This window comes from Streptomyces minutiscleroticus, assembly GCF_014650875.1.
GTDB lineage: Bacteria > Actinomycetota > Actinomycetes > Streptomycetales > Streptomycetaceae > Streptomyces > Streptomyces minutiscleroticus.
Map to the genome: position 1 here is coordinate 12,914 of NZ_BMVU01000062.1, position 21,171 is coordinate 34,084.

General features: G+C 67.6%; 10 protein-coding genes and 3 pseudogenes. 2 read left to right on the forward strand and 11 right to left on the reverse strand.

Annotated elements, in window-relative coordinates; genetic code table 11:
* Positions 1-21: 21 nt before the first annotated feature.
* The 9 genes and pseudogenes from IE271_RS34375 to IE271_RS34415 form a co-directional block, all read right to left on the reverse strand.
* Positions 22-1,023: pseudogene (locus tag IE271_RS34375) on the reverse strand (NAD-dependent epimerase/dehydratase family protein).
* A 33-nt stretch (positions 1,024-1,056) separates the two neighbouring features.
* Positions 1,057-1,893, reverse strand: a complete 837-nt coding sequence (locus IE271_RS34380) for a phosphotransferase (RefSeq protein ID WP_190194397.1) — start codon at positions 1,891-1,893, stop codon at positions 1,057-1,059.
* Complete coding sequence (locus IE271_RS34385; protein ID WP_190194398.1) at positions 1,890-2,546, reverse strand: histidine phosphatase family protein; 657 nt, start codon at positions 2,544-2,546, stop codon at positions 1,890-1,892. Before IE271_RS34385 ends, IE271_RS34380 begins: the two co-directional genes overlap by 4 nt.
* The gene (locus tag IE271_RS34390; protein WP_190194399.1) at positions 2,543-3,304 is read right to left on the reverse strand and encodes a phosphotransferase; all 762 of its coding nucleotides are present in this window, start codon (positions 3,302-3,304) and stop codon (positions 2,543-2,545) included. The genes IE271_RS34385 and IE271_RS34390 overlap by 4 nt, the downstream gene beginning before the upstream one ends.
* On the reverse strand, positions 3,301-4,146 hold the full coding sequence (locus IE271_RS34395; protein WP_190194400.1) for a class I SAM-dependent methyltransferase: 846 nt from the start codon (positions 4,144-4,146) through the stop codon (positions 3,301-3,303). Before IE271_RS34395 ends, IE271_RS34390 begins: the two co-directional genes overlap by 4 nt.
* A gap of 31 nt (positions 4,147-4,177) precedes the next feature.
* Positions 4,178-4,690, reverse strand: a complete 513-nt coding sequence (locus IE271_RS34400; RefSeq protein WP_190194401.1) for a P-loop NTPase family protein — start codon at positions 4,688-4,690, stop codon at positions 4,178-4,180.
* A 96-nt stretch (positions 4,691-4,786) separates the two neighbouring features.
* Entirely contained in the window at positions 4,787-4,981 is a 195-nt protein-coding gene (locus IE271_RS34405) for a hypothetical protein (RefSeq protein WP_190194402.1), read from the reverse strand.
* Between the two features lie 222 nt (positions 4,982-5,203).
* Positions 5,204-6,376, reverse strand: a complete 1,173-nt coding sequence (locus IE271_RS34410; RefSeq protein WP_190194403.1) for a serine hydrolase domain-containing protein — start codon at positions 6,374-6,376, stop codon at positions 5,204-5,206.
* 73 nt (positions 6,377-6,449) lie between these two features.
* Positions 6,450-7,598, reverse strand: a pseudogene (locus tag IE271_RS34415) (NsdA family TPR-like regulatory protein); the annotation flags it as partial.
* 346 nt (positions 7,599-7,944) lie between these two features.
* On the opposite strand from IE271_RS34415, the gene IE271_RS34420 reads away from it, so the two are divergent.
* Both IE271_RS34420 and IE271_RS34425 read left to right on the forward strand, forming a co-directional pair.
* Positions 7,945-12,180, forward strand: coding sequence for a LamG-like jellyroll fold domain-containing protein (locus IE271_RS34420; RefSeq protein WP_190194404.1), 4,236 nt, complete (start codon positions 7,945-7,947; stop codon positions 12,178-12,180).
* 127 nt (positions 12,181-12,307) lie between these two features.
* Positions 12,308-19,180, forward strand: coding sequence for a polymorphic toxin-type HINT domain-containing protein (locus tag IE271_RS34425; RefSeq protein ID WP_190194405.1), 6,873 nt, complete (start codon positions 12,308-12,310; stop codon positions 19,178-19,180).
* A 531-nt stretch (positions 19,181-19,711) separates the two neighbouring features.
* On the opposite strand, the pseudogene IE271_RS34430 reads toward IE271_RS34425, so the two are convergent.
* Both IE271_RS34430 and IE271_RS34435 read right to left on the reverse strand, forming a co-directional pair.
* Positions 19,712-20,477, reverse strand: a pseudogene (locus tag IE271_RS34430) (site-specific integrase); the annotation flags it as partial.
* A 146-nt stretch (positions 20,478-20,623) separates the two neighbouring features.
* Positions 20,624-21,171, reverse strand: a 548-nt coding sequence (locus tag IE271_RS34435; RefSeq protein ID WP_190194406.1) for an HARBI1 family protein, incomplete at its 5' end; no start/stop codon positions are given.

Here is a 21,171-nt window from a genome sequence, read left to right on the forward strand (position 1 = left end):
ACTCCTCCTGATGCCTGCTGGCTATGCCGCGCGGCCGTACGCGGAGGGCTCGGCGGTCAGCGCCTGCATGTGGGTCCGCATGCCGTTGTGAAGGTCGACCCGGGGCTGCCAGCCGAGGACCTCATGGGCGCGGCCGGGGTTGGCGCGGGTGGTGAGGACGTCGCCGCTGCGTGGGGTCTCCTGGTGAACCTGAATCTCGCGCCCGGCGAGGCTGTTCGCGATATCGATCACTTCGAGCAGGGAGGCGCTCGAACCGCCTCCCACGTTGATCACCCCGCTGGCCGCCGGGATGGTGGCCGCGGCGATGGTGGCAGCCACCGCGTCGTCGATGTAGGTGAAGTCCCGGCGCTGGTGACCGTCCCCGTACAGGCGCAGCGGCTGGCCGGTGAGAGCGGCCGTGAGGGCGCGGTGCGTGAGCATGTCGGGGCGCTGCCGGGGACCGTAGACGGTGAAGTACCGCAGGGCGACGACGCTGGTGGGGCAGTGGGCCTGGGCGGAGTGCGCGAGGCACAGCTGCTCCTCGGCGAGTTTCGTGACCGCGTACGGGGACGCCGGCTGGGGCCGGTCAGTCTCGACGCTCGCGCCGCCGTCGGCGGGGCCGTAGACGCTGGAGGACGAAGCCACCACGAGCCGGGGAACGCCCATACGGGTAGTGGCATCCATGACACGGTGGGTGGCGAGGACGTTGGAGGCGACGTACTCGCTGAACCTCGGTCCCCAGGAGGGGCGTACCCCGGGGATGCCCGCCAGGTGGAAAACGGCGTTCGCGTCTACGAGAAGCGGCTCGATCGCGCAGCTGAGGAGATCGGCGGTGACATGCGTTTACCCCGGGAGCCCCCGCAGGGCGGCGAGGTTGGCCGCGGCCGTGTGGTCGGTGGTCGGGTCGCGCCGGTCGACGCCGACGACGACGGCGCCGGCCTGGACGAGGGCGTGCGCGAGGTGGGAGCCGATGAAGCCGGCGGCGCCGGTCACCACAGCCCGGCGGGGGACGGCGGTGGTCAGGTGCGATGGGTGCTGTGACACGTAAGTTCTCCAGAGATGCAGGGAGGGGGTCGTTCAGGCGAGGCGGGCCAGAACGGTGCGGCCGTGGGTGCTGAGGGAGAGGTCGTCCTGCTCGTGTCCGCGAACGAGGGCGGTGACGGCCTCGATCGCGCCGAAGGACTCCAGTAGCCGCTGTTCGGTGTTGTTCAGCGGCTTTCCGTATCCGGCGAAGAACGCCGTCCGGAGGTTGGGGGCGGCCTGCCAGCGGCGGAACTCGAGCCGGGCGAAGTCGCGGATGCGGGCGTCGCGTCGCATGTGCTCGAAGTCGCACAGCCCGAAGGCGTCACCGAGGAGCCAGTTCCTCGGCTGGTAGTTGAGGTGGCATACCGCGCTGTCCATGAGCGTGTTCGCCAGGACGTCCGCGTTGTGGCTCAGGCGGTCGCGCTCGAGCGTGGAGTTGAGGCCGGCCCGGTCCGCGCGGGCGATCCAGTCGCGCAGCCGCTGGGCAAGTTCCGTGCCGACGGCACCGGTACGCGGTACCAGGGTGGCGTGATGCAGCTTGCCCAGCACCCGTCCGGCCTTGTAGTGGGCCTGCTCCTCCTCAGGCGACCCTGGCGCGACCGCGTCCGCCCGTACGCCGGGAACAGCGGTGAGCAGCAGGGTGCACGTCCTGTCCTGCCGGCCCACCACGCGGGGGACGCGGCCGATCAGATGGGGTCCCCAGGCGAGATAGGCGTGCAGCTCCCGGATGTACCGGTCGCGTTGGCTGTGCTGCTTGGCGAAGAACTCGTTGCCGCCGGTGTCGACCAGGTGCAGGACGCGGGGCGAGAGCGTCGGGTCGTGCATGATCCGGACCGTTCCGAGGGCACTTCGGGCCAGATTCAGGCGCGGGTCGTCGCGTTGCGTGATCACGAGGCAGCCTCCTGCGTTAAGGCGGCGAGGTGCTCGGTGTCGTTGTGGCGGTCGAGCATCCACCGTCTCTGTCCGAGCCGGTTGAGATGGTGCTGCCAGCGGGTGATGGACCCGTGGGAGACGGTGAATCCGGCCGGGGAACCGAGCGGGATTCCGAGGAGCAGGGTGTGCGCGACGATCACGGTCTCGCCGTGCGCTGCGAACAGGACGCGCTCGCCCTCGTGCTGGTCGATGAGTTCCCGCAGGAAGCGGCCGGCCCGCTCCAGATAGCCGTTCCACGTGTCGGATCCGGCAGCCCAGGGCCTGTCCGGGTGGGCGTGCGGCCCGCCACCGGCGGCAGTTTTCACCTCGGTCCAGGGTCTGCCGTCGGCGGCACCGTGGACCGGACCGTCGAGACGGTCGTCCGTGGACATGGGGATCCGGAGGAAGTGGCTGATGATCTCGCCGGCCTGGCGCAGGCGGATTCGCGGGCCGGCGTACAGCGTGTCGAACGGCTTGTCGCGGTGCTCGGCGGCGAGGCGGAGCGCGACTTGCTCTACCTGCGCGTATCCGCGGTTGGTCAGCCCGGTGCAGGTGCGCGGGCCTCCCACCAGGCCGTCGACGTTGCACTGGGCCTCGCCGTGGCGGACGAAGACGAGTTCTGTGGTGATCATGCGGAACCTCGAGGGCAGGGCCGGGGCGGCCAGCTGTAGCGGTAGCCGTTGCGCCCTTCGTACGGAGCGGTCAGGACGGCGTGCAGGGCGAGAAAGTCGTCGAGCCGCTCGCGATCCGTGGTGCCGAGCCGGGGATCGTGGCGTTCGGCGGCCTCGTTGTAGACGAGCAGGGCGGTGTCGATGGCTGGGTCTGACAGAGGCCCGTACGTCAGGACCAGCGTCGTGATCAGCTTCGCCAGGTCGTAACCCATCGGCGCGAGCGTGAGGTCGTCGGTGTCGACCGTGTAGATGTCGCCGGCCTCGGTGATGATGAAGTTTCGGGGGTTGCTGTCCTTGTAGAAGGCGGTCGGTCCCTCGGCGCTCTTCTCCAGCAGCGTCAGCATCGCGTGGAGGGCGATATGGTCCGGTAGGTACCCCTGCTCCAGTCTTCTTCGGAGAGCGGTCTGCCGGGGACCGATGTAGTCGCCGAACGCGATGCCGTCCTGGAAACGGTGCGGCCTGTTCAGAGGGGGCAGCCGAAGGTCGGTGGTCCAGGCGCCTCCGTGGGCGTCGCCCAGCAGCCCGGCCAGGGGCAGCAGGTCCTCGGTCCGGGCCGCGCGGCCGTCGATCCACTCGTACGTCAGGCTTGTCGGCCCGACCACGGTCAGCGTCGGCAGCCTCAGCGGCTGTGCGTGCTCGGCGAGCCAGGCGTGATGGCGGGCTGCCGAGGCCATCTGGCGGGGGGTGCCGTAGTGCTTGGTGAATTGGCGAACGCTCACGACCGTCCTCCCCTTGCCTGGGCCACGACGAAGGTGACGAGGGACTTCGTGCTGAGGGGCCGGTCCGGCACGAACTCGTGCAAGGTCGCCGCGAGCGCGCCCGGATTCCCGTACAGGCCGGGGGCGAGGTCGTACTTGGGGTTGGTGGCCAGATACTCGGCCAAGTGGTCATGGCCGTCAAAGGTGAAGCTGTGCTCCTCGTCCTCCACGGTAAGTACGTCGAGTGACACGGCGGCCAGCTCGGCGAGGTTGCTGCTGTGCGCCGAGACGTACAGACTCTCGCGCTGCTCGGCCCCCGGGTCGAGGCCGGCGGCAGCGACCAGCTGGTCCATCTCCCGGTAGCTGTCGAGCCCCTTCGTGACGAGCACGGCGAGCCCGCCGGGAGCGAGCGCCCGGTCGATCTCCGCGACCACGGTCTGCGGGCGCGGCGAGTGGTACAGGCAGAACGCGGCGACGACGACGTCACACGAGTCGGCGGACACGGGGAGATGGTGGAAATCGCCCTGGAGAAAGCTCACGGGGAGGCTGGGCAGCCGCCGGACACGCTGGAGGGCCTGCTCGATCAGGGCCGGGGCGGCGTCCAGACCGAGGACACGCCGCGGCCGGAGTTCCTGGGCGACGGCCAGGCTGCTCGTGCCGCGACCGCAACCGAGGTCCAGGGCCAGGCCGAGACGGTCCGGTCGCTCGTGGTGGTTGCGCACCAGCCCGACGATCGTGTCCGGTACGGGACGCCCGAAGATCTTCGCCCTCATTAAGGCATTGGACCGGACGGCCAGCCGAGAGGCGTGCCCGTACAGCTCCGCCTGCCGCGCGGGGTCCGGGAAGGGGTTGGTGCCGCTCATGCCGCACCTGCCCCTCGGGGGCGCGCAGTGCTCAGCGGTGCTCGGCGGTGACCTTCCGCAGCCAGCGGCGTGTCTGCCGCCGATTGGACAGCAGCACCACATCGGCACGGCCCGAGGCGAACTCCTCGATCTTGGCCATGACGCGCGGGCGCATCTTGCGGCGGTACGTCGCCACGTACTTGATCACGCCCCAGTGGATGCGGTTGTGCACCCCGTTGCCCTTGTGCCCGGCGCCGTGCCGGATCTGCCGGGAGAAGACCCCGTACAGCGCCGCCACGGTCGAGACGTCCATGAGGACCACCGTGTCGCAGGCTTCGAGCCGGATCTGCAGCGTCGAGTTGTAGTTCCCGTCGATCACCCACCTCGGTTGCGCGACCAGCTCGCGCTGCAGCGCGGCGAACTTCTCCATGGGCAGCTCGTTCCACTCGTCGTCGTAGAACGCGGCGTCCAGGTGCGTCACCGGGGCGTCGAGAATCCTGCCCAACTCGCGAGCCAGGTACGACTTGCCGCTGCCTCCGCAGCCGACGATGGCTACCTTCTTCATGGTGCTCCAGAGTAGAGGTGCTCGACGGCCCGGTCCGACCGGTCGTCCGCACACGCTCGGATGATCCAGACCCCATGGTCTGGGTGGGCAGCTGCATCACGCCGCTCTCCGCTCTACCGAGACCGGGCCGACGACCGTGTCGAGGACGGCCTCCAGAGCAGCGACCTGCCTGCTCAGGCGGAACAGGTCCAGGCGGTCGAGGCAGGCCGCGATCAGGTCCGCGTGCTGCTGGGTGCCGGCGATCTGCCGGAGGTACGAGAGCCGCTCGATGACCTCCTGGCCTGAGCGCACGACCGGCTCGGCGGGCGTGAACCGGTCGACATGGCGGTCGCCATGATCTGTTGGTAGGCCGGATGGTCCGGCGGCTTCGGGGTTGACGGTACGGGCGAGGCTGGCTCGGGCAGCGTCTTGCGGGTGATGAGAACCTCTTCGGCGGCGCGGTGCAATCCCTCCAGCTGCGCGGAAAGCTCGCGATCCGCTGCTTGGCCGCGCCAGCCTGCGCGGTGCTAGCCGTTACTCCAGTGACCTTCGTACCGCGTGGACCAGTGACGTCGCCCGCATGTCGTCGGAGCCTCCGATGATGTGGTTCATGGTGTAGCCGAACGCGATGCCGTGGTCCGGGTCGGCGAAGCCGAGTGAGCCGCCCCTGCCGGTGTGGCCGAAGGAATTCAGGCCGATCATGGGGGTGGTCTCGGTGGGCAGCATGTACCCGGAGCCGAATCGGTTCGGGATCAGCATCACCTGGTCCTTGCCGCCGGCCTGCTCCTTGGTTGCCGAGGCCAGGGTTTTCGGGGTGAGCAGGCGTACGCCGTTCACCTCGCCGATCAGCGCGGCGTACATGCGCGCCAGTGAGCGGGCGGTGCCGATGCCGTTGGAGGCCGGAAGTTCCGCGGCTTGCACCTCGGGGGAGTCGAAGTCGATTCCAGCCGGGTCGGTGACCGCGTACGCCCTGTTGTTGAACGAGTCTGGGTCGCGCCAGGCGACGACCTGTTCGCGCAGTTCCTCGGGGACCGATGCGATGGGCAGGGTGGTGAGGTCGACGTCTGGCCGGCGGTAGACCATGCGGCTGACCCGGCCGCGCTCAGATGTCGGCAGTCCGATGAAGAAGTCCAGCCCGAGGGGGGCGGCGATCTCGTCGGCGAAGAAACGGCCCGGCGTCCGGCCGGATACCCGACGGATCACCTCGCCTACGAGCCAGCCCCAGGTCCGTCCGTGGTAGCCGTGCGCTGTTCCCGGTGTCCACTGGGGGTGCTGAGCGGCCAGCGCGGCTGTCATCGGGTGCCACGCCAGCGCTTCGTCCAATGGGACTGGTCGGTCCAATGTGATCAAGCCAGCTTGGTGGGACAGCAGCCAGCGCACCGGGATGTCCGCCTTACCGTTCGCGGCGAACTCCGGCCAGTACCTCGCCACGGGCGCGTCCAGATCCAGCGCACCACGCTCGACCAACATGTGTGCGGCGGTTGCGGTCGCCCCCTTGGTGGCCGAGTAGACGAGTTGCAGCGTGTCCCTCCTCCACGGACGGCCGGTATCGGGGTCGGCGACGCCGCCCCACAGGTCCACCACCGGCCGGCCGTACTGGTACACGCACACCGCCGCGCCGATGTCCCCGTGCTGGGAGAAGTTCGCCGCGAACGCCTGACGCACCGGTTCGAACCCTGCCGCGACCTCACCCTCGATCATCGCCATGCCGTCCATCCTGGCATCAGGGCCGCCCGCTGCGAGGGCGCGAGTTCGCCCACGGAAACCGAGACGGCAGAGGTCAGGCTGCGACGGGCAGTACCTGAAGGCGCTCGCGGAACTCACGGACAGCGGGAACGGACCTGCACGGTTCGAGCCGCGCAGCGAATTCCTTCAAACGGTCCAGAGCCCGTACGGAGCTGACACTGCCCTCCAGCAGGCCGACGCCGTAGCTCGCGGCATCCAGCGCCCCCTCCAGATCACCACCGGCCAGCCGGGCCTCGGCCAGGCGGCCGGAACGTACGGCCTTGTCCCGAGGAGCCGCACTCCTCAGGGAAGCCTCCAGGAAACCCGTCGCCCGCTCCACCTGCCCGGACCGCAGCAAGACCTTGCCCTCGGTCGACTTCAACTGGGCCTCGCCGAACCAGCCGAGCCAGTCCGGACCCTCCTCAGCCATGTGGCGCTCCCAGAGGGAGGCGGCACGGCTCAGCGCCGTACCTGCTTTCCCATGGTCGCCATCGCGCGACAGGGCCTCGGCCTTATGCAGGTAGAGGAAGGACTGGATGCAGGGCGACAGCGTTCGAGGAGCATTACCGATGGCCGTCGAGATGAGGTCGACCCGCTCGGCGGTCCGTCCGGCCTCGGAGACCTGGACACCCATCTCCGCCAGGACGAAGGCACCGAAGGCGTCGTCCCCAGCGGTCCGGGCGCTACGCAGGGCGCCGACGTAATAGCGCTGGCCGGCAGACCGCAGGCCTGCGTCGTAGGCCATCCAGCCTGTCAGGTGCGACACTCGGGCCGCCAGCGCGTAGAGGCGGGCGCGGCCCCTGTCCGTGTACCGGCCGGCGCCGAGGAGACCGGTGATCAGCGCGAGATCCCCGCGTGCCTGCTCCAGGAGCCGGGCGCCTCCGAGCTGGTCGTCGAGCGTGCGGAGCGTACTGATGCGCTGCTCGATCGTCGAGACCATCGTGTCCGTGACCTGGTCTCCGTTGAGCGCCGAGGCGAAGGCGGAGGGTGCCTCCGCCCAGCTGGCTGCGAGACCTGCCAGGGCAGCGCCGCTGATGGTGAGAAATCCCCGGCGATCCATGCGGCCACTTCCCACCAGTTCGGACAGTGTTTCGACGGTACCGGCCTCGGTCCACGGGACGGTGAGTCCCGCCACCTCCCAGACCGGGAGCCAGCGGGGCCACCCTTCTGTCCGCACCTGCTCGTACGGGACGCGCAGCAGATCATCTGACGAAACAGGACACAAGATCACTTCTCAAAGACTCTGGGCCCTCATACACCACCTCGGCGAACGTGACCGAGACGAATGGTGCGGCTGCTCATCCTGCTGCACCACTGAACGAGCCCTCGAACTGCATGGACGACATTCGACATGCGCACAGTCACGAGCCGACTTATGCGTGATGCATGTCACATGTGATGCCGAGTCGTTTGACACGTGTGGGACGCAATGTCCATCCGGAGTGGTCTGGACCGCATGGCGAACGGCGTCTTACCCTCACGTTCACGATCTGTGGAAGATCGATCACAATCAGGCAGAGTCTGGGGAGGCTCTGTGGGGAGGGTGTGCCATGCCTGTGGGCAGACGGCCGCGTGTCGTCGGGGTGATGTTGTCGGCCGCGATGTCATTGAGTGTTCTCGCGCCTGTCAATGCAGCGGCAGTTGTCCACGATGAAGCCCCGGCCAGTACAGCCGCGGCCGAAGTGGGCCCCGCCGCCAGCACGGCAGTGACCGAGTCTGCGGCTCTTGCCGAAGCCAGGCGCACAGGCGACGCCGTGGAAGTCACCTCGTTGCGAAGTGAGACTACGGAGGTTTTCGCGACCGCGGACGGCCATCTGGAGGCGCGCGAGCACCTGCGTCCGGTGCGAGCACGTGTCAAGGGCGAATGGAAGGCCACCGACACCTCTCTCATCAAGTCCGACGACGGCATGGTGGCGCCGAAGGTCGCGACGATCGGATTGGAGTTCTCCGGCGGCGGAGACACTCCGTTGGTGCGCATGACCAAGGCCGGACGCACATTGGCACTCAGTTGGCCAGACCAATTGCCTGCTCCCGCGTTGGACGGTGACACGGCGACCTACCGCGACGTCCTGCCGGACGTCGATCTCAGGTTGGAAGCCCAGGAGGACGGCTTCACGCAGCTTCTGGTGGTGAAGACCGCCGAGGCGGCTGCCAGTGAGGAATTGGCGGAACTGCGTCTGCAGCTGGACGCCGAAGGCCTGAGCATCGAAAAGACCGACCTGGGTGGTCTCGAAGCACTGGACAAGGGCGCGCAGGGCGCCGTATTCGAAGCGCCGCAGCCAATGATGTGGGATTCAAGCCCCGGCGCCCAGCAGTCGGAGAAGGCCCGGTCCCTGGTCGGGACATCTGCTGCAGTGGGTGAAGAGGGAGAGCCGGGCGCTGCGGAGTCGGGCAAGCTGGCACCGGTCGCCGTCGAAGTGTCGTCCAGCGAGGACGAATTGGTATTGAAGCCCGACGCCGGTGTGCTGACGGGGGAGGACACAGTCTATCCGGTATTCATCGACCCGCAGTGGTACTCGCCCAAGGCGGCAGCGTGGACGATGGCATCGAAGTACTGGGCTTCCTCGCCGCAGTGGAAGTTCAACGGGGACCCGGATGCGGGCATGGGCTACTGCGGTTGGTCCTACTGCCAGCCCTACGACACCAAGCGGCTCTTCTACCGGATCCCGGTCTCGAGGTTCGCGGGCAAGAGCGTGTTGTCTGCGGAGTTCGTGGTCCGCAACACGTGGTCTGCTTCGTGTGATGCACGAGGTGTGCAGCTGTGGCGCACCAAGGACATCTCGTCGTCGACCACCTGGAACTCGCAGAACGCTTCCGGCTTCTGGATCGACCACCTGAAAACCGTGTCGTTCGCACACGGTTACGAGGGCTGCGCGGCCAAGGACGCGGAGTTCGATGTGAAGTCGGCGGTGCAGCAGGCCGCGGACAAGAAGTGGTCGACCATGACGTTCGGTCTGCAGGCGTCCAGCGAATCGGACAGGTACGGCTGGAAGCGGTTCTCCGACGATGCCTTTCTGCGGGTGCAGTACAACCGGCCGCCGCCGCAGATCAAGATGTCGCAGCTGACCATGGAGTACGGCGGGGCCTGCAAGAAGCCCGCCAGTGCACCCCGTGTGCGGACGCTGGGAAAGCTCTACGCGAACAATGTCACGGACCCGGATGGCGACAGTGTTTCTGTGCAGTTCCAGGCCAAGTGGGACGGCGGCTCGTGGAATCCGGCGCGGACCGCGGCCAAGAAGTCCGGATCCATTTTCTACATCAGCCTGGCGTCGTCCATTCCCCAGAATAAGCAGGTGAACTGGTACGCGCGTTCCTATGACGGGGCCCAGTATTCGCCGTGGTCGTACGCCGGTGAACCGACCGCCTGCTACTTCGTCTACGACACCGCTGTGCCCAAGGCGCCCACGATCACCTCCGGTGAATACCCCGCCTCCAACCCCGAGGATCCGAACGATCCGTGGTACGACGGGGTCGGCCAATACGGGACGTTCGAGGTGAAGGCGGCCGACACCGACGTGACGACGTACTGGTACGGCGTCAACGGCGATCCCACCTCGCAAAACAAGATCACTACAACGAGTGGCGCGGCTCAGCTGGTCAAGGTGCTGCCGGCCGAGCCCGGGGTGAACTTCTTCACCGCCCGGGCCTTCGACTCGGCCGGCAACGGCAGTGAGATCCGTACATACCAATACTGGGTGAAGGCCGGCCAGCCGGAGCGGGCCGCCTGGCAGCTCGACGAGGCTCCGGGATCCACCACCGCTGCCGGCACGACGACCCCGAGGACCGTGCTCCTGCACGGCGGTGCCACGCTCGGCGCCGAGGGCCGCAAGGGCACCGGGCTGCACTTCGACGGCACGTCCGGTTACGCCGACTCCGACCTCACCGTGGTGGACACCTCTGACAGCTTCTCCGTCGCGGCCTGGGCACGGCTCGACCGTATGCCCGGCGCCGCGGCGATCATCGTGGCCCAGCCGGGCAACCACTCGCCCGGCTTCGAGCTGTACTACTCCAAGGACCTCAACCGCTGGGTGTTCAACCAGTACACGTCGGACAAAGCCGGAGCTTCCATCACCCGGGCCATGGCCGCCACACCCGGAGACGCCAAGGCGGGCGAGTGGACCCACCTGGTGGGTGTGTACGACGGCAAGGCCCAGCAGCTGCGGTTGTACGTGAACGGCAAGCTGGCCGGTTCCACTGCCTACACCACCGCCTGGGAGGCCCGCCGCGGACTGCAGCTGGGCGCCGGCAGTTATAACGGCTCCCCATCGGCCTTCTTCCCCGGCACCGTCGATGACCTGCGCATCTTCGATCGGGCCGTCACCACTGCCGAGGCCGGACAACTGCACCAGGGCCAAGACCTCACCAGCGGGCGCCCGGCGCGTGCCGTCTTCCCGCTGGACGAGGAGGCCGGCGCTGCCCAGACCACCGGCCGGGCGGCCGAGCAGTCCCTGACACTGCACGACGGCGCGGCCGCCGGAACCAGTGGTGTCACAGGCACGGCCCTGACACTGGACGGCACAGGCGGTTACGCCGCCACCGACCGCCCGGTGCTCAACACGGCCCGCTCCTACACCGTGTCGGCCTGGGCGAAGCTGCCTGACGGGGAGATAACCGGCAACCGCACCGTGCTCAGCCAGAACGGCACCTACTACAGCCCGTTCTACTTGTCATATCAGGCGGAAGAGAAGACCTGGAGTCTGCGCACCTCACTGGCGGACGTCCAGCAGGGCAACATCAGGGATCAGGTCGTCATAGCCAAGCAGCCTGCCCGGCCCGGTGAATGGGCCCATTTGGTGGCCGTCCACGACGCCACCACCCAGCAGATCCGGCTGTACGTCAACGGGCAGCTGCAAGGCACCGACGCCGCCCCGAAGACCTGGGAGGCCCAAGGCCCCGTGCAGGTCGGCCGGGCCATCTGGATGGGCCAGTACGTCGACTACTTCCCCGGCAGCGTCGACGAGGTCCGCCTCTTCGACCGGCCAGTCGCCGACGACGAGGTCCGCCAGATGTTCAACCAGCGGCCGATGGTCAAGGGGCGCTGGAAGTTCGAGACGGCCTCGGGAACCCCGCCGGTGACACCGGAGGCGTCCGCGTCGGGCAACGACATGACACTCGACGGCGCGGAGATCGGCTCCGGCTGGGTCGACGGCGGGGTGACGTTCGACGGGGTCGATGACTACGCCATGACCTCGGCCGCCCCAGTGGACACCAGCACCAGCTTCACCGTCACCGCCTGGGCGCAGGCCGCGGCCATCCCGCAGAGCGGGGTGAGTCTACTCAGCGCCCCCGGCACGACGCAGAGTGCGTTCACAGTCCGCTACGAGCCCAGCGCGACACCGGATACCGATTCAGGTCGTTGGCGGATAGCCATGGCGGCCGAGGACAGCACCGCGAGCACGATCGCCCAGGTCGACAACGGACAGTTCTTCGGTCCCACCGACTGGACGCATCTGGCCGTCGTCTACGACGGCTTCGCCAAGCAGCTCTCGCTGTATGTGAACGGTGAGCTGGAAGAAGTCGCCTGCGCGGATGCGGACGGCGACGGCACCGCGGACGACGCGGTCTGCACGGACAGAATCTCGTGGGCGACCGATGTGCTCTCCTTCAAAACCATCCAGCCCCTGCAGCTCGGCCGGGCGAAAACCGAGGCCGGCACATGGGGGGAGTACTGGCCAGGTGCGGTCTCGGACGTATGGGCTTTCCAAGGCGCACTGACAGACGCACAGATCGCCTACCTTGCTGTGGGACAGCCCGGCATGGACACCGACGTTCCTGACGGCTCTTAGGACCCGGTCCTGGCGAACCAGATCCCGAACGCTCGGTTCGCCAGGGCATTTCAGCTTGTTATCCCATCTCTGCTCCTGTGCCGTGCCGTACGCACATATGGAGCACCCCCTCAGGGCGAAGGACAAGATGAACGGCAGATCGAGCAAGCGGTTGAAGGCGCTTCGACAACACCTCGCACTGGCCTCGGCCATAGTCATGATCGGCACGCTGCTCCAGGTAGCGACCCAGCCCTCTGCGGCGGCAGACAGCAGCGCGGGTCGCCCAGACCTGCCCGTGTCGGAGAAGCCGGTGGAGGTCGCGCCGGTCTCGGTCGTCCCGCGCACCCGGCCGAAAGGGCCGCGTACCCCTGCGCAGGCTCCGCGTGCCGCCTGGCCGAAGGCGGGCGCGGCGACCGTCGACCTGTCCGAGAGTTCGTCGTCCGTGGCCCGGGCCGGGACGCTGCCCCTCGCGGTAGGCGGCACGAAAGCACCCGAGAAGGTGCGTACCCGCTTGTTCGATCGCAGGACAGCCCAGCGGGTTGGGGCGGACGGTCCGTTGTTCAGTCTGGAGGCCGCCGAGGGGACTGAGTCGAAGACCTCCGTACGTGCCCGCCTGGACTACTCCTCCTTCGCCGGGGCGTTCGGCGGCAGCTACGCCGACCGGCTGCGGCTGGTCGAACTGCCGGCCTGCGCCCTGTCCACGCCGGAAAAAGCCGCATGCCGCTCGGCGCACCCCGTGGAGACCGTCAACGACACGGAACGGCAGACGCTCACCGCTCCGCGCGTCGCCCTGGAGCCCTCCAAGGCCACCGTCCTGGCGGCCGTCGCCGACGACGCGAGCATGAGCGGCGACTACAAGGCGACTCCACTGTCGCCGTCGGCGCAGTGGAGCACCAGCCTGAACACGGGTGACTTCTCCTGGTCGTACGCGATGAACGTGCCCGCCGTCCCGGGCGGGCTGGCACCGAGCGTCGGCCTGTCGTACTCGTCGGGATCGATCGACGGACGCACCGGCAACACCAACAACCAGGGCTCGTGGGCGGGCGACGGCTTCGACCTGTGGCCCGGGTCCATCGAACGCCGCTACAAGTCCTGTGCCGACGACGGGATCAAGCACGCCGACGGCGGCAAGCCGGCCGACCTGTGCTGGGCCTACGACAACGCGTTCATCTCCTTCAACGGCAAGGGCGGCGAACTGGTGCCGGCCGGCACCGACACCTTCCGGCTGCGGGACGACGACGGAACGAAGATCCAGCGCCTGAGCGGCTCCTCCTCGGACGTACGCGCCAACGGTGCCCGCGACGACGAGTACTGGAAGGTCACCACTCCCGACGGGGTGCAGTACTTCTTCGGCTACAACCGGCTGCCCGGCTGGACCAGCGGCAAGGAGACCACCGACTCTGCCTGGACCGTTCCCGTCTTCGGCGACGACGCCGACGAACCGTGCCACGCCTCGACGTTCGCCAGCTCCTGGTGCCAGCAGGGCTGGCGCTGGAACCTGGACTACGTCGTCGACCCGCACGGCAACGCGATCGCCTACTACTACGACAAGGAGTGGAACTCCTACGGCCGCAACCTCGACGAGAAGGCCAACACCCGCTACGTCCGCGGCGGGTCTGTCGACCGGATCGAGTATGGCCTGAAGTCCTCCGCCATGTACTCTGCACAGGCACTGGCCAAGGTCGACTTCACCAACGGCGAGCGATGCCTGCCGAACGCGAGCACCACCTGCAAGGACATCGGCAAGGACGCCTTCTACTGGTACGACACCCCGTGGGACCTGAACTGCAACGAGGGCGCCACCTGTGACCAGGGACGGCTCGCCCCGGTGTTCTTCACCCGCAACATGCTCACCCAGGTCGCCACCCAGGTGCTGAAATCCGGCACCTACGCCAACGTCGACTCCTGGGAGCTCGCCTATCGCTGGGGCATGGCCGACACCGACTACCAGCTGCTGCTGGACTCCGTGCAGCGCACCGGCCATACCGCCACTCCGGCCATCACCCTGCCGAAGACCACGTTCACCTACGAGCAGCTCGCCAACCGGCTCGACCGCACCGGCGACGGCTTCGCCCCGTTCATCAAGGAGCGCCTGGCCACCGTTGCCGACGAGGCGGGCGGCCAGATCGACGTCGGCTACTCGGAGCCGGTCTGCGACGCGAACGCGCTGCCTACCCCGCAAACCAACACCACCCGCTGCTTCCCGCAGTACATCGGCGGCAGCACCAGCGACGACCCGGACCTGCACTGGTTCAACAAGTACGTCACCTCCACCGTCACTTCGACCGACCGCACCGGCGGCGCCCCGGACCAGGTCACTTCCTACGACTACCTGGACGGCGCGGCCTGGCACTACGACGACGATGACGGGCTGACCAAGGAGAAGTCCAAGACCTGGTCACAATGGCGCGGTTACGGCCACGTCCGGGTGAGGACCGGCGGACAGGGCGGCGCATCCGCAATGAGGTCGCAGTCCGACACCTACTTCCTGCGCGGCATGGACGGTGACCGCAAGGAGCCCTCCGGCGGCACCAAGTCCGTCAGCATCTCCCTCGGTACCGGCGAAGGCGAAGCGCTCACCGACCACGAGTCGGCCGCCGGGTTCGCCTACAAGACCGTCGAATACTCCGGTCCCAGCGGCCGCGTGCTGGCCAAGACCGTGAACCGGCCCTGGCACCACGAAACCGCGAAGAAGACCCGCTCCTGGGGCACGATCACCGCCAACCTCACCGGCACCGCCCAGACCCGCACCTGGACCTCCCTGGACGACGGCGCCGGCGAGAAATGGCGGACCACCACGACGTCCAACACCTTCGACACCGTCGCCGGGCGCATCACCCAGACCGACGACCACGGCGACGACGCCACCACCAACGACGACAAGTGCACCCGCACCTCCTACCCGGCGGCCGGCGCGATCCTCACCCTGCCCGCCCGGGTGGAAACGGTCGCCAAGGCATGCGCCACCACACCCGACCGCTCCAAGGACGTCATCTCCGACCTCCGCACCGCCTACGACGGTCTGGGCTACGGCACCGCGCCGACCAAGGGAGACGCCACGGCGACGGCGATGCTGAAAAAGCACGACGGCACCACCGCCACCTACACCGAGACCGGCGCCACCTACGACGACTACGGCCGCGAGCTCACCAGCAACGACCTCAGCGGCACCGTCACCGTCAAGGCCGACACCCTGACCCGCACCCCGCGTACCGACGGCCGCACCACGACCACCCTCTACACCCCGACCACGGGCTTCCCCACCTCAGCCAAGGTCACCACGCCGCCCGCGACACCCGGCGTCAGCACCACCGCGCTGACCACCACCACGACCAACGACCCGGCACGCAGTCTGCCGCTGACGGTCACCGACACCAACAACAAGGTCACCAACTACGCCTACGACGCGCTGGGCCGCAAGACCAAGGTGTGGCTCGCCGACCGCAACACCGGGGACGTCCCCACCTACGAGTACACCTACACGGTCACCGACAAGCAGGTCGCCGTCGGCACGAAGACGATCGGCAACAACGGCGCCCAGATCACCTCCTACGTCCTCTACGACGGCTTCCTGCGGCCCCGCCAGACTCAGGATCCCGGACCGGAGGGAGGGCGGATCCTCACCGACACCTTCTACGACGAGCGCGGCTTGACGGCGAAGGAATTCCTGCCCTACTACGCGGAGACCAAGCCCTCCGCGGCCCTGGTCAAGCCTGAGGACGCGCTGTCCGTGGAGACCCAGAACCGCTACACCTACGACGGCCTGGGCCGGCAGACGGAGCACCGGCAGATCTTCGGCAACGGCGACGGCGGCAAGGTCCTGAACACCACCCGCACCCTCTACGGCGGCGACCGCACCACGGTCATCCCCCCGGAGGGCGGCACCGCCACCACCACACTCACCGACGCCCAAGGGCAGACCAAGGAGCTGCGCCAGCACCACCAGCGCACCGCCGACGCCTCCTACGACACCACCAAATACGCCTTCACCCCGGCCGGTGACCTGTCCCAAGTGACCGACCCGACGGGCAACGAGTGGACATACGAGTACGACCTGCTCGGCCAGATGACACTGTCCAAGGACCCCGACAAAGGCACGACCAAATACTCCTACGACGACCGCGGCCAACTCGCCTCGACCCTGGACGCCCGAGGCAAGACACTGGCCTATGCCTACGACGGCCTCGGCCGTAAGACCGAACTGCGGGACGATTCCGCAACGGGCGCCCTCCGAGCCAAATGGACCTACGACACGGTCAGCGGGGCCAAGGGATATCCCGCCAAGTCCATCCGCTATGCCGACGACTTGGCCTATACCACGGAGACCACCGCCTATGACCGGCTCTACCGGCCGCTACGCACCTCCGCGACCATCCCGGCCTCGGACGCGAACACCGGAATCGCCGGCACGTACGTGTCGACGACGTCCTACAAGGAATCCGGTCTGATAGAGGCCGTCGGCCTGCCCAGGGTCGGCGCCATGTCCGCCTCCGCCGTGACCTACACCTACGAGGACGACACCCTACGGCCGATCGGCGTGGACGGCCGCGAGGGCATCAAGGCCACAACCTCCTACAGCCTGACGGGCAAGCCCCTGCAGTACAAGCTGTCCAACGCGGGCGGCAAGGGGGCCTATGTCACCAACACCTACGAGCCCGGCACCCAGCGACTGGCGAACACCCTCGTCAACCGCCAGGACATCCCGGGCGCGGACCAGTCCTCCACCTTCCGCTACGACGAGGCCGGCAACGTCCTGTCCGTCTCGGACGTCTCCCGCTCCGGCACGGACACCCAATGCTTCGCCTACGACCACCTGCGCCGTCTCGCCGAGGCGTGGACCCAGCTCACAACATCCTGCGCAAGTACGCCCAGCGCCTCGGTACTCGGCGGCCCCGCCCCCTACTGGACCTCCTACACCTACGACAAAACCGGCAACCGCAGCACCGAGGTCCAGCACGACACCACCGGTGACACCACGAAGAACGTCACCAGCACCTACGACTACCCGGACCCGGGCCCCGGAGCGGTCCGCCCCCACGGTCTGAAAGCAGTCACCCGCACCGGCCCCGGCATCACCGCCGGCGACTCCTACACCTACGACGCCACGGGCAACACCGATGCCCGCACCCTGGGCGACGGCACCACGCAGGACCTCGACTACGACGCCGAACAACGCCTGGCCAAGGTCACCGAACCGGTCGAGAACAGCTCGCCGAAGGTCAGCGAATACATCTACGACGCCGACGGCAACCGGCTGATCGCCCGCACCCCGACCGAGACCACCCTCTACCTCGGCACCACCGAGGTCTCGGTCGCCAAGGGCACCACCACACCCAAGGCGACCCGCTACATCGACCTCGGCGGCGGCCACCAGGCCGTACAGACCGATGACGGCAAGGTCTCCTTCACCACCGCCGACCACCACGGCACCGCCCTGCTCGCCATCGACGCCGCCACCCAGAAACTCAGCCAGCGGCGCGTCATGCCCTTCGGCGGCACCCGCGGCGAGGAACCGGACACCTGGCCCGGCACCAAGGGCTTCGTCGGCGGCACCAGCGATGCCTCCACCGGCCTGACCCACCTCGGCGCCCGCGAGTACGACCCGGCGACAGGCCGCTTCCTGTCGGTCGACCCGATCATGGATCTGACCGACCCGCAGCAGATCAACGGCTACACCTACTCCAACAACAACCCCCTCACCTTCTCCGACCCCAGTGGTCTGTGGCTGGACGATGGAACCGGCCACAACGAACCACGCCCCGGCGGAGGAGGCGGAGGCCAGAGCGAAACCCCCGGCGTCCCCCGCGGCGGAACGGGCAACAACGGCTGCTACTACACCTGCGGCAGTGCCAGTAGCAGTAGCAGCAGCGGAGTCAGCAAGCAGTCCACCACCTCCCCCGCGAAGACCATCAACGTCACTGGGAGCAAGGGTGAGATCCGGATCGAGAACATACCCGTCCCGGCCGCACGCGAACTGGAGGCGATGTTCCCGCAGTACAGCGAGAACGATCGCATCGAGGTATGGGCGGAGGGTAAGTGCGAACTTCTGGACGCCCAGACAAAGGCCTTCTGCGGCGCCGCCGAGGCACTGGGTCTTATCCACCATGAACAGACCCTCTTCGACAAGATCGTCGTGGCTCTCGTCGCCCCCGGCTTCGACGCCTGGAAGAGCTGCCTGAGCGGCGACAGCGTCAAGGCGTGCGGTTCGGCGGCACTCGATCTGCCCTGGGCGAGGGTGTTCAAGGGGGCGAAGGTTCTCAAGGCGTGCAACAGCTTTGTCCCCGGTACCGAAGTCCTGATGGCCGACGGAACCACCAAACCCATCGAGGACGTGCAAATCGGCGACAAAGTCCTGGCGACCGACCCGAAGACCGGCCGGACCGTAGTCAAGACGGTCACTGCCGAAATCACGGGCGAGGGCCTGAAGGACCTGGTGACCATCACCCTCACCATCGACGGCAAGAAGGCGAGGATCAGCGCGACCGCGGGGCACCCGTTCTGGATCCCCAACACCGCCCAGTGGGTTGACGCGGGCGACCTGACCACAGGCCAGGGGCTGCGCACCTCCGACGGCAACAGCGTCCGCATCACACAGATCCAGCACACCAAGCAGCCGGCCACGGTCCACAACCTGACCGTCGCGGATCTGCACACGTACTATGTGCTGGCGGGCGAGACTCCGGTACTCGTTCACAATGCAACGCCAGGTCAGAAGTGCGATCTGACGCTGGGGGCTGGTCCGAATGCCCGAGAGGGAGTAGGCCTGGAGAACGGTGACATTGAGGCAGATGGCGTTCGAGATCTGATCAATGAATCCGGAAATGCGCATGGCTGCCACACTTGCGATGCCACGACCCCCGGCACCAAGGACGGGGACTGGATTCCAGATCACCAGCCGCCGTCTAGTCTCGTCGCTCCCGGATCTCCTCAGACGGCGTATCCTCACTGCCTGTCCTGCGCTAGGCGGCAGGGTGGGGTAGTCTCACAACTTTCACAAGGGAAGAGCAAGAAGGAATGGTAGCTAATAGCCCAGTGATTTCATTCCTGGCAAAAATCGAGCACGGATGCCTGATCTTGCGGGATGCGGGAAGCGAAGATGACCTTAGCGACTGGGACCCGGCGTCGAGCAGCTGGTACCGAGAGGGCAGTTCACTCATCTTCGGCGTTCAGGCCAGCGTCGACGGTCCTGTCGAATGCGAGGTATGGAAGTCGGCTCCGCCTGTGGTGCTTCCTGAGAACCTATTTGAGGTGTCGCTCCCGTGTCCGTCCGGGTGGCTCGTATTGCACGATCCGAACGAATACGCCCGAATGCAATTCACGGGATTCCGTGACTCTGTAATCTGTTCGGTAATGGTGGATGATCCGCAATTTCCGTCAAAGGTACAGATCTTGCTGAGGGGAGAAGGCGAGTAGCTTCTTGACGCTCGCAGGAACGGGTGAGGCTCTATTCGGGGGGGGGCCTCGCCCGTTCCTCGCATGCGGCTGAGGGCGTCGTTCCGCTGGGGCATGTCGACCTTCCCGCGCCATTCCAAACTGCAAAGTTGAAGCCCCGTCAGGTGCGTCCTGACGGGGCTTCTGCATGGGGTGACGGCAGTAGTTGACGGCAACGTCGGCGGACAATGGCTCCACACAGTGCGTCGTCGTAGGTCGGCTCGTAGCCAGCAGGACCGTCGAGCGCGGTGCTGAGGGTGTCGATGGCGTCTCGCTGGAGGCGGAGCCGGACGTGGGCGTAGACGGTGGCGGTGACGCCGATGTGGGTGGGCGTGGCCGAGGAGTTCCTTGATGACGACGAGTTCAACGCCCTGCTCCAGGAGCAGAGTGGCCGTCGAATGGCGGAGGTCGTGGAAGCGGATGCGGCGGAGGCCGGCCATGCGGAGGAGCGTGTTGAAGGTGCGGGTGAGGTTGGTCGGGTCGATCGGTCTGTCCTGCACCGTGGTGAACACATGCCCGTCGTGCAGCCACGTCGTGCCCGCGGCCTCACGCTCGCGCTGCTGCTGTTCGTGGTGGAGCTTCAGTGACTGGAGGCAGCGGGTGGGGAGGGCGATGCGGCGCTCGGAGACCCGCGTCTTGGTGGGCAGCGTGGTGAGCCCGCCTGCGGCGGTTCGCTGAAGGGTGCGGCGGATGGCGGCGGTGCCCGCGTCGAGGTCGAGGTCTTCCCAGCGCAGGCCGAGGAGTTCACCCTTGCGGAGTCCGGTGTGGAGGGCGAGTTCGAACAGCGTGTGCAGCCGATGACTCTGGGTCGTGGTGAGGAGTCGGCGGGCTTCGCCTACGGTGAAGGGTTCGAAGCGTCGGGGCCGTGAGGTGCCGGTGCGGATGTTTCCATGTCGACCGCGTGCCGCGCGGCCGGAATACCCCCGCATCCGCGGGGGTGCTCCGGCGTACGTCCTCACGTCGAGCGAGGGACAGGAGTCCTCCCCGCCGACGCGAGGGTGCTCCACAGTACGTTAAGAGACTGTGAGCTGTTTCAGCGCTGCCGCTCCAGGGTGAGGACGGCTGCTGCGATTGACGTCATTCGATTCGGGCTGCACCGAGCCTTGCGGAAGATTCGCCATCGTTTGAGCCGGGCCGGTCCGCGCTCGACTGCTGCCCGGGCCCGGGACAGCGCCCGGTTGACGGTCTGCTGCGTCAAGGACAGCTCGCCGTTGGGCGGGCGTCGCCGTGGGGTGGTCACCCATGGTCCCGCGCCGATGTAGGCGCAGTCCGCCAGGATTGGGATGCCCTGGCGTTCGCAGATCCGGATGATCCGGTGCGTGCGGGCGGCGGTCAGGTCGTGCGTGCGGCCCGGCAGTGCGGGCGAGATCCACAGCAGTGTGCCGGCGGGGTCGGTGACCAGCTGGAGGTTCACTCCGTGCAGGCGGTGCTTGGCGGAGTAGTCGGCCCGGCTGTCGCCGACCCGGTCGCACTCCGCGAGGGTCCCGTCGAGCAGGACGTACTCCGGATCGGCCTCACGCAGGACCTTCAGTAGTCCCGGGGCGCGCTCGGCGAGCAGGCCGACCACCGCGGTGGTGTAGG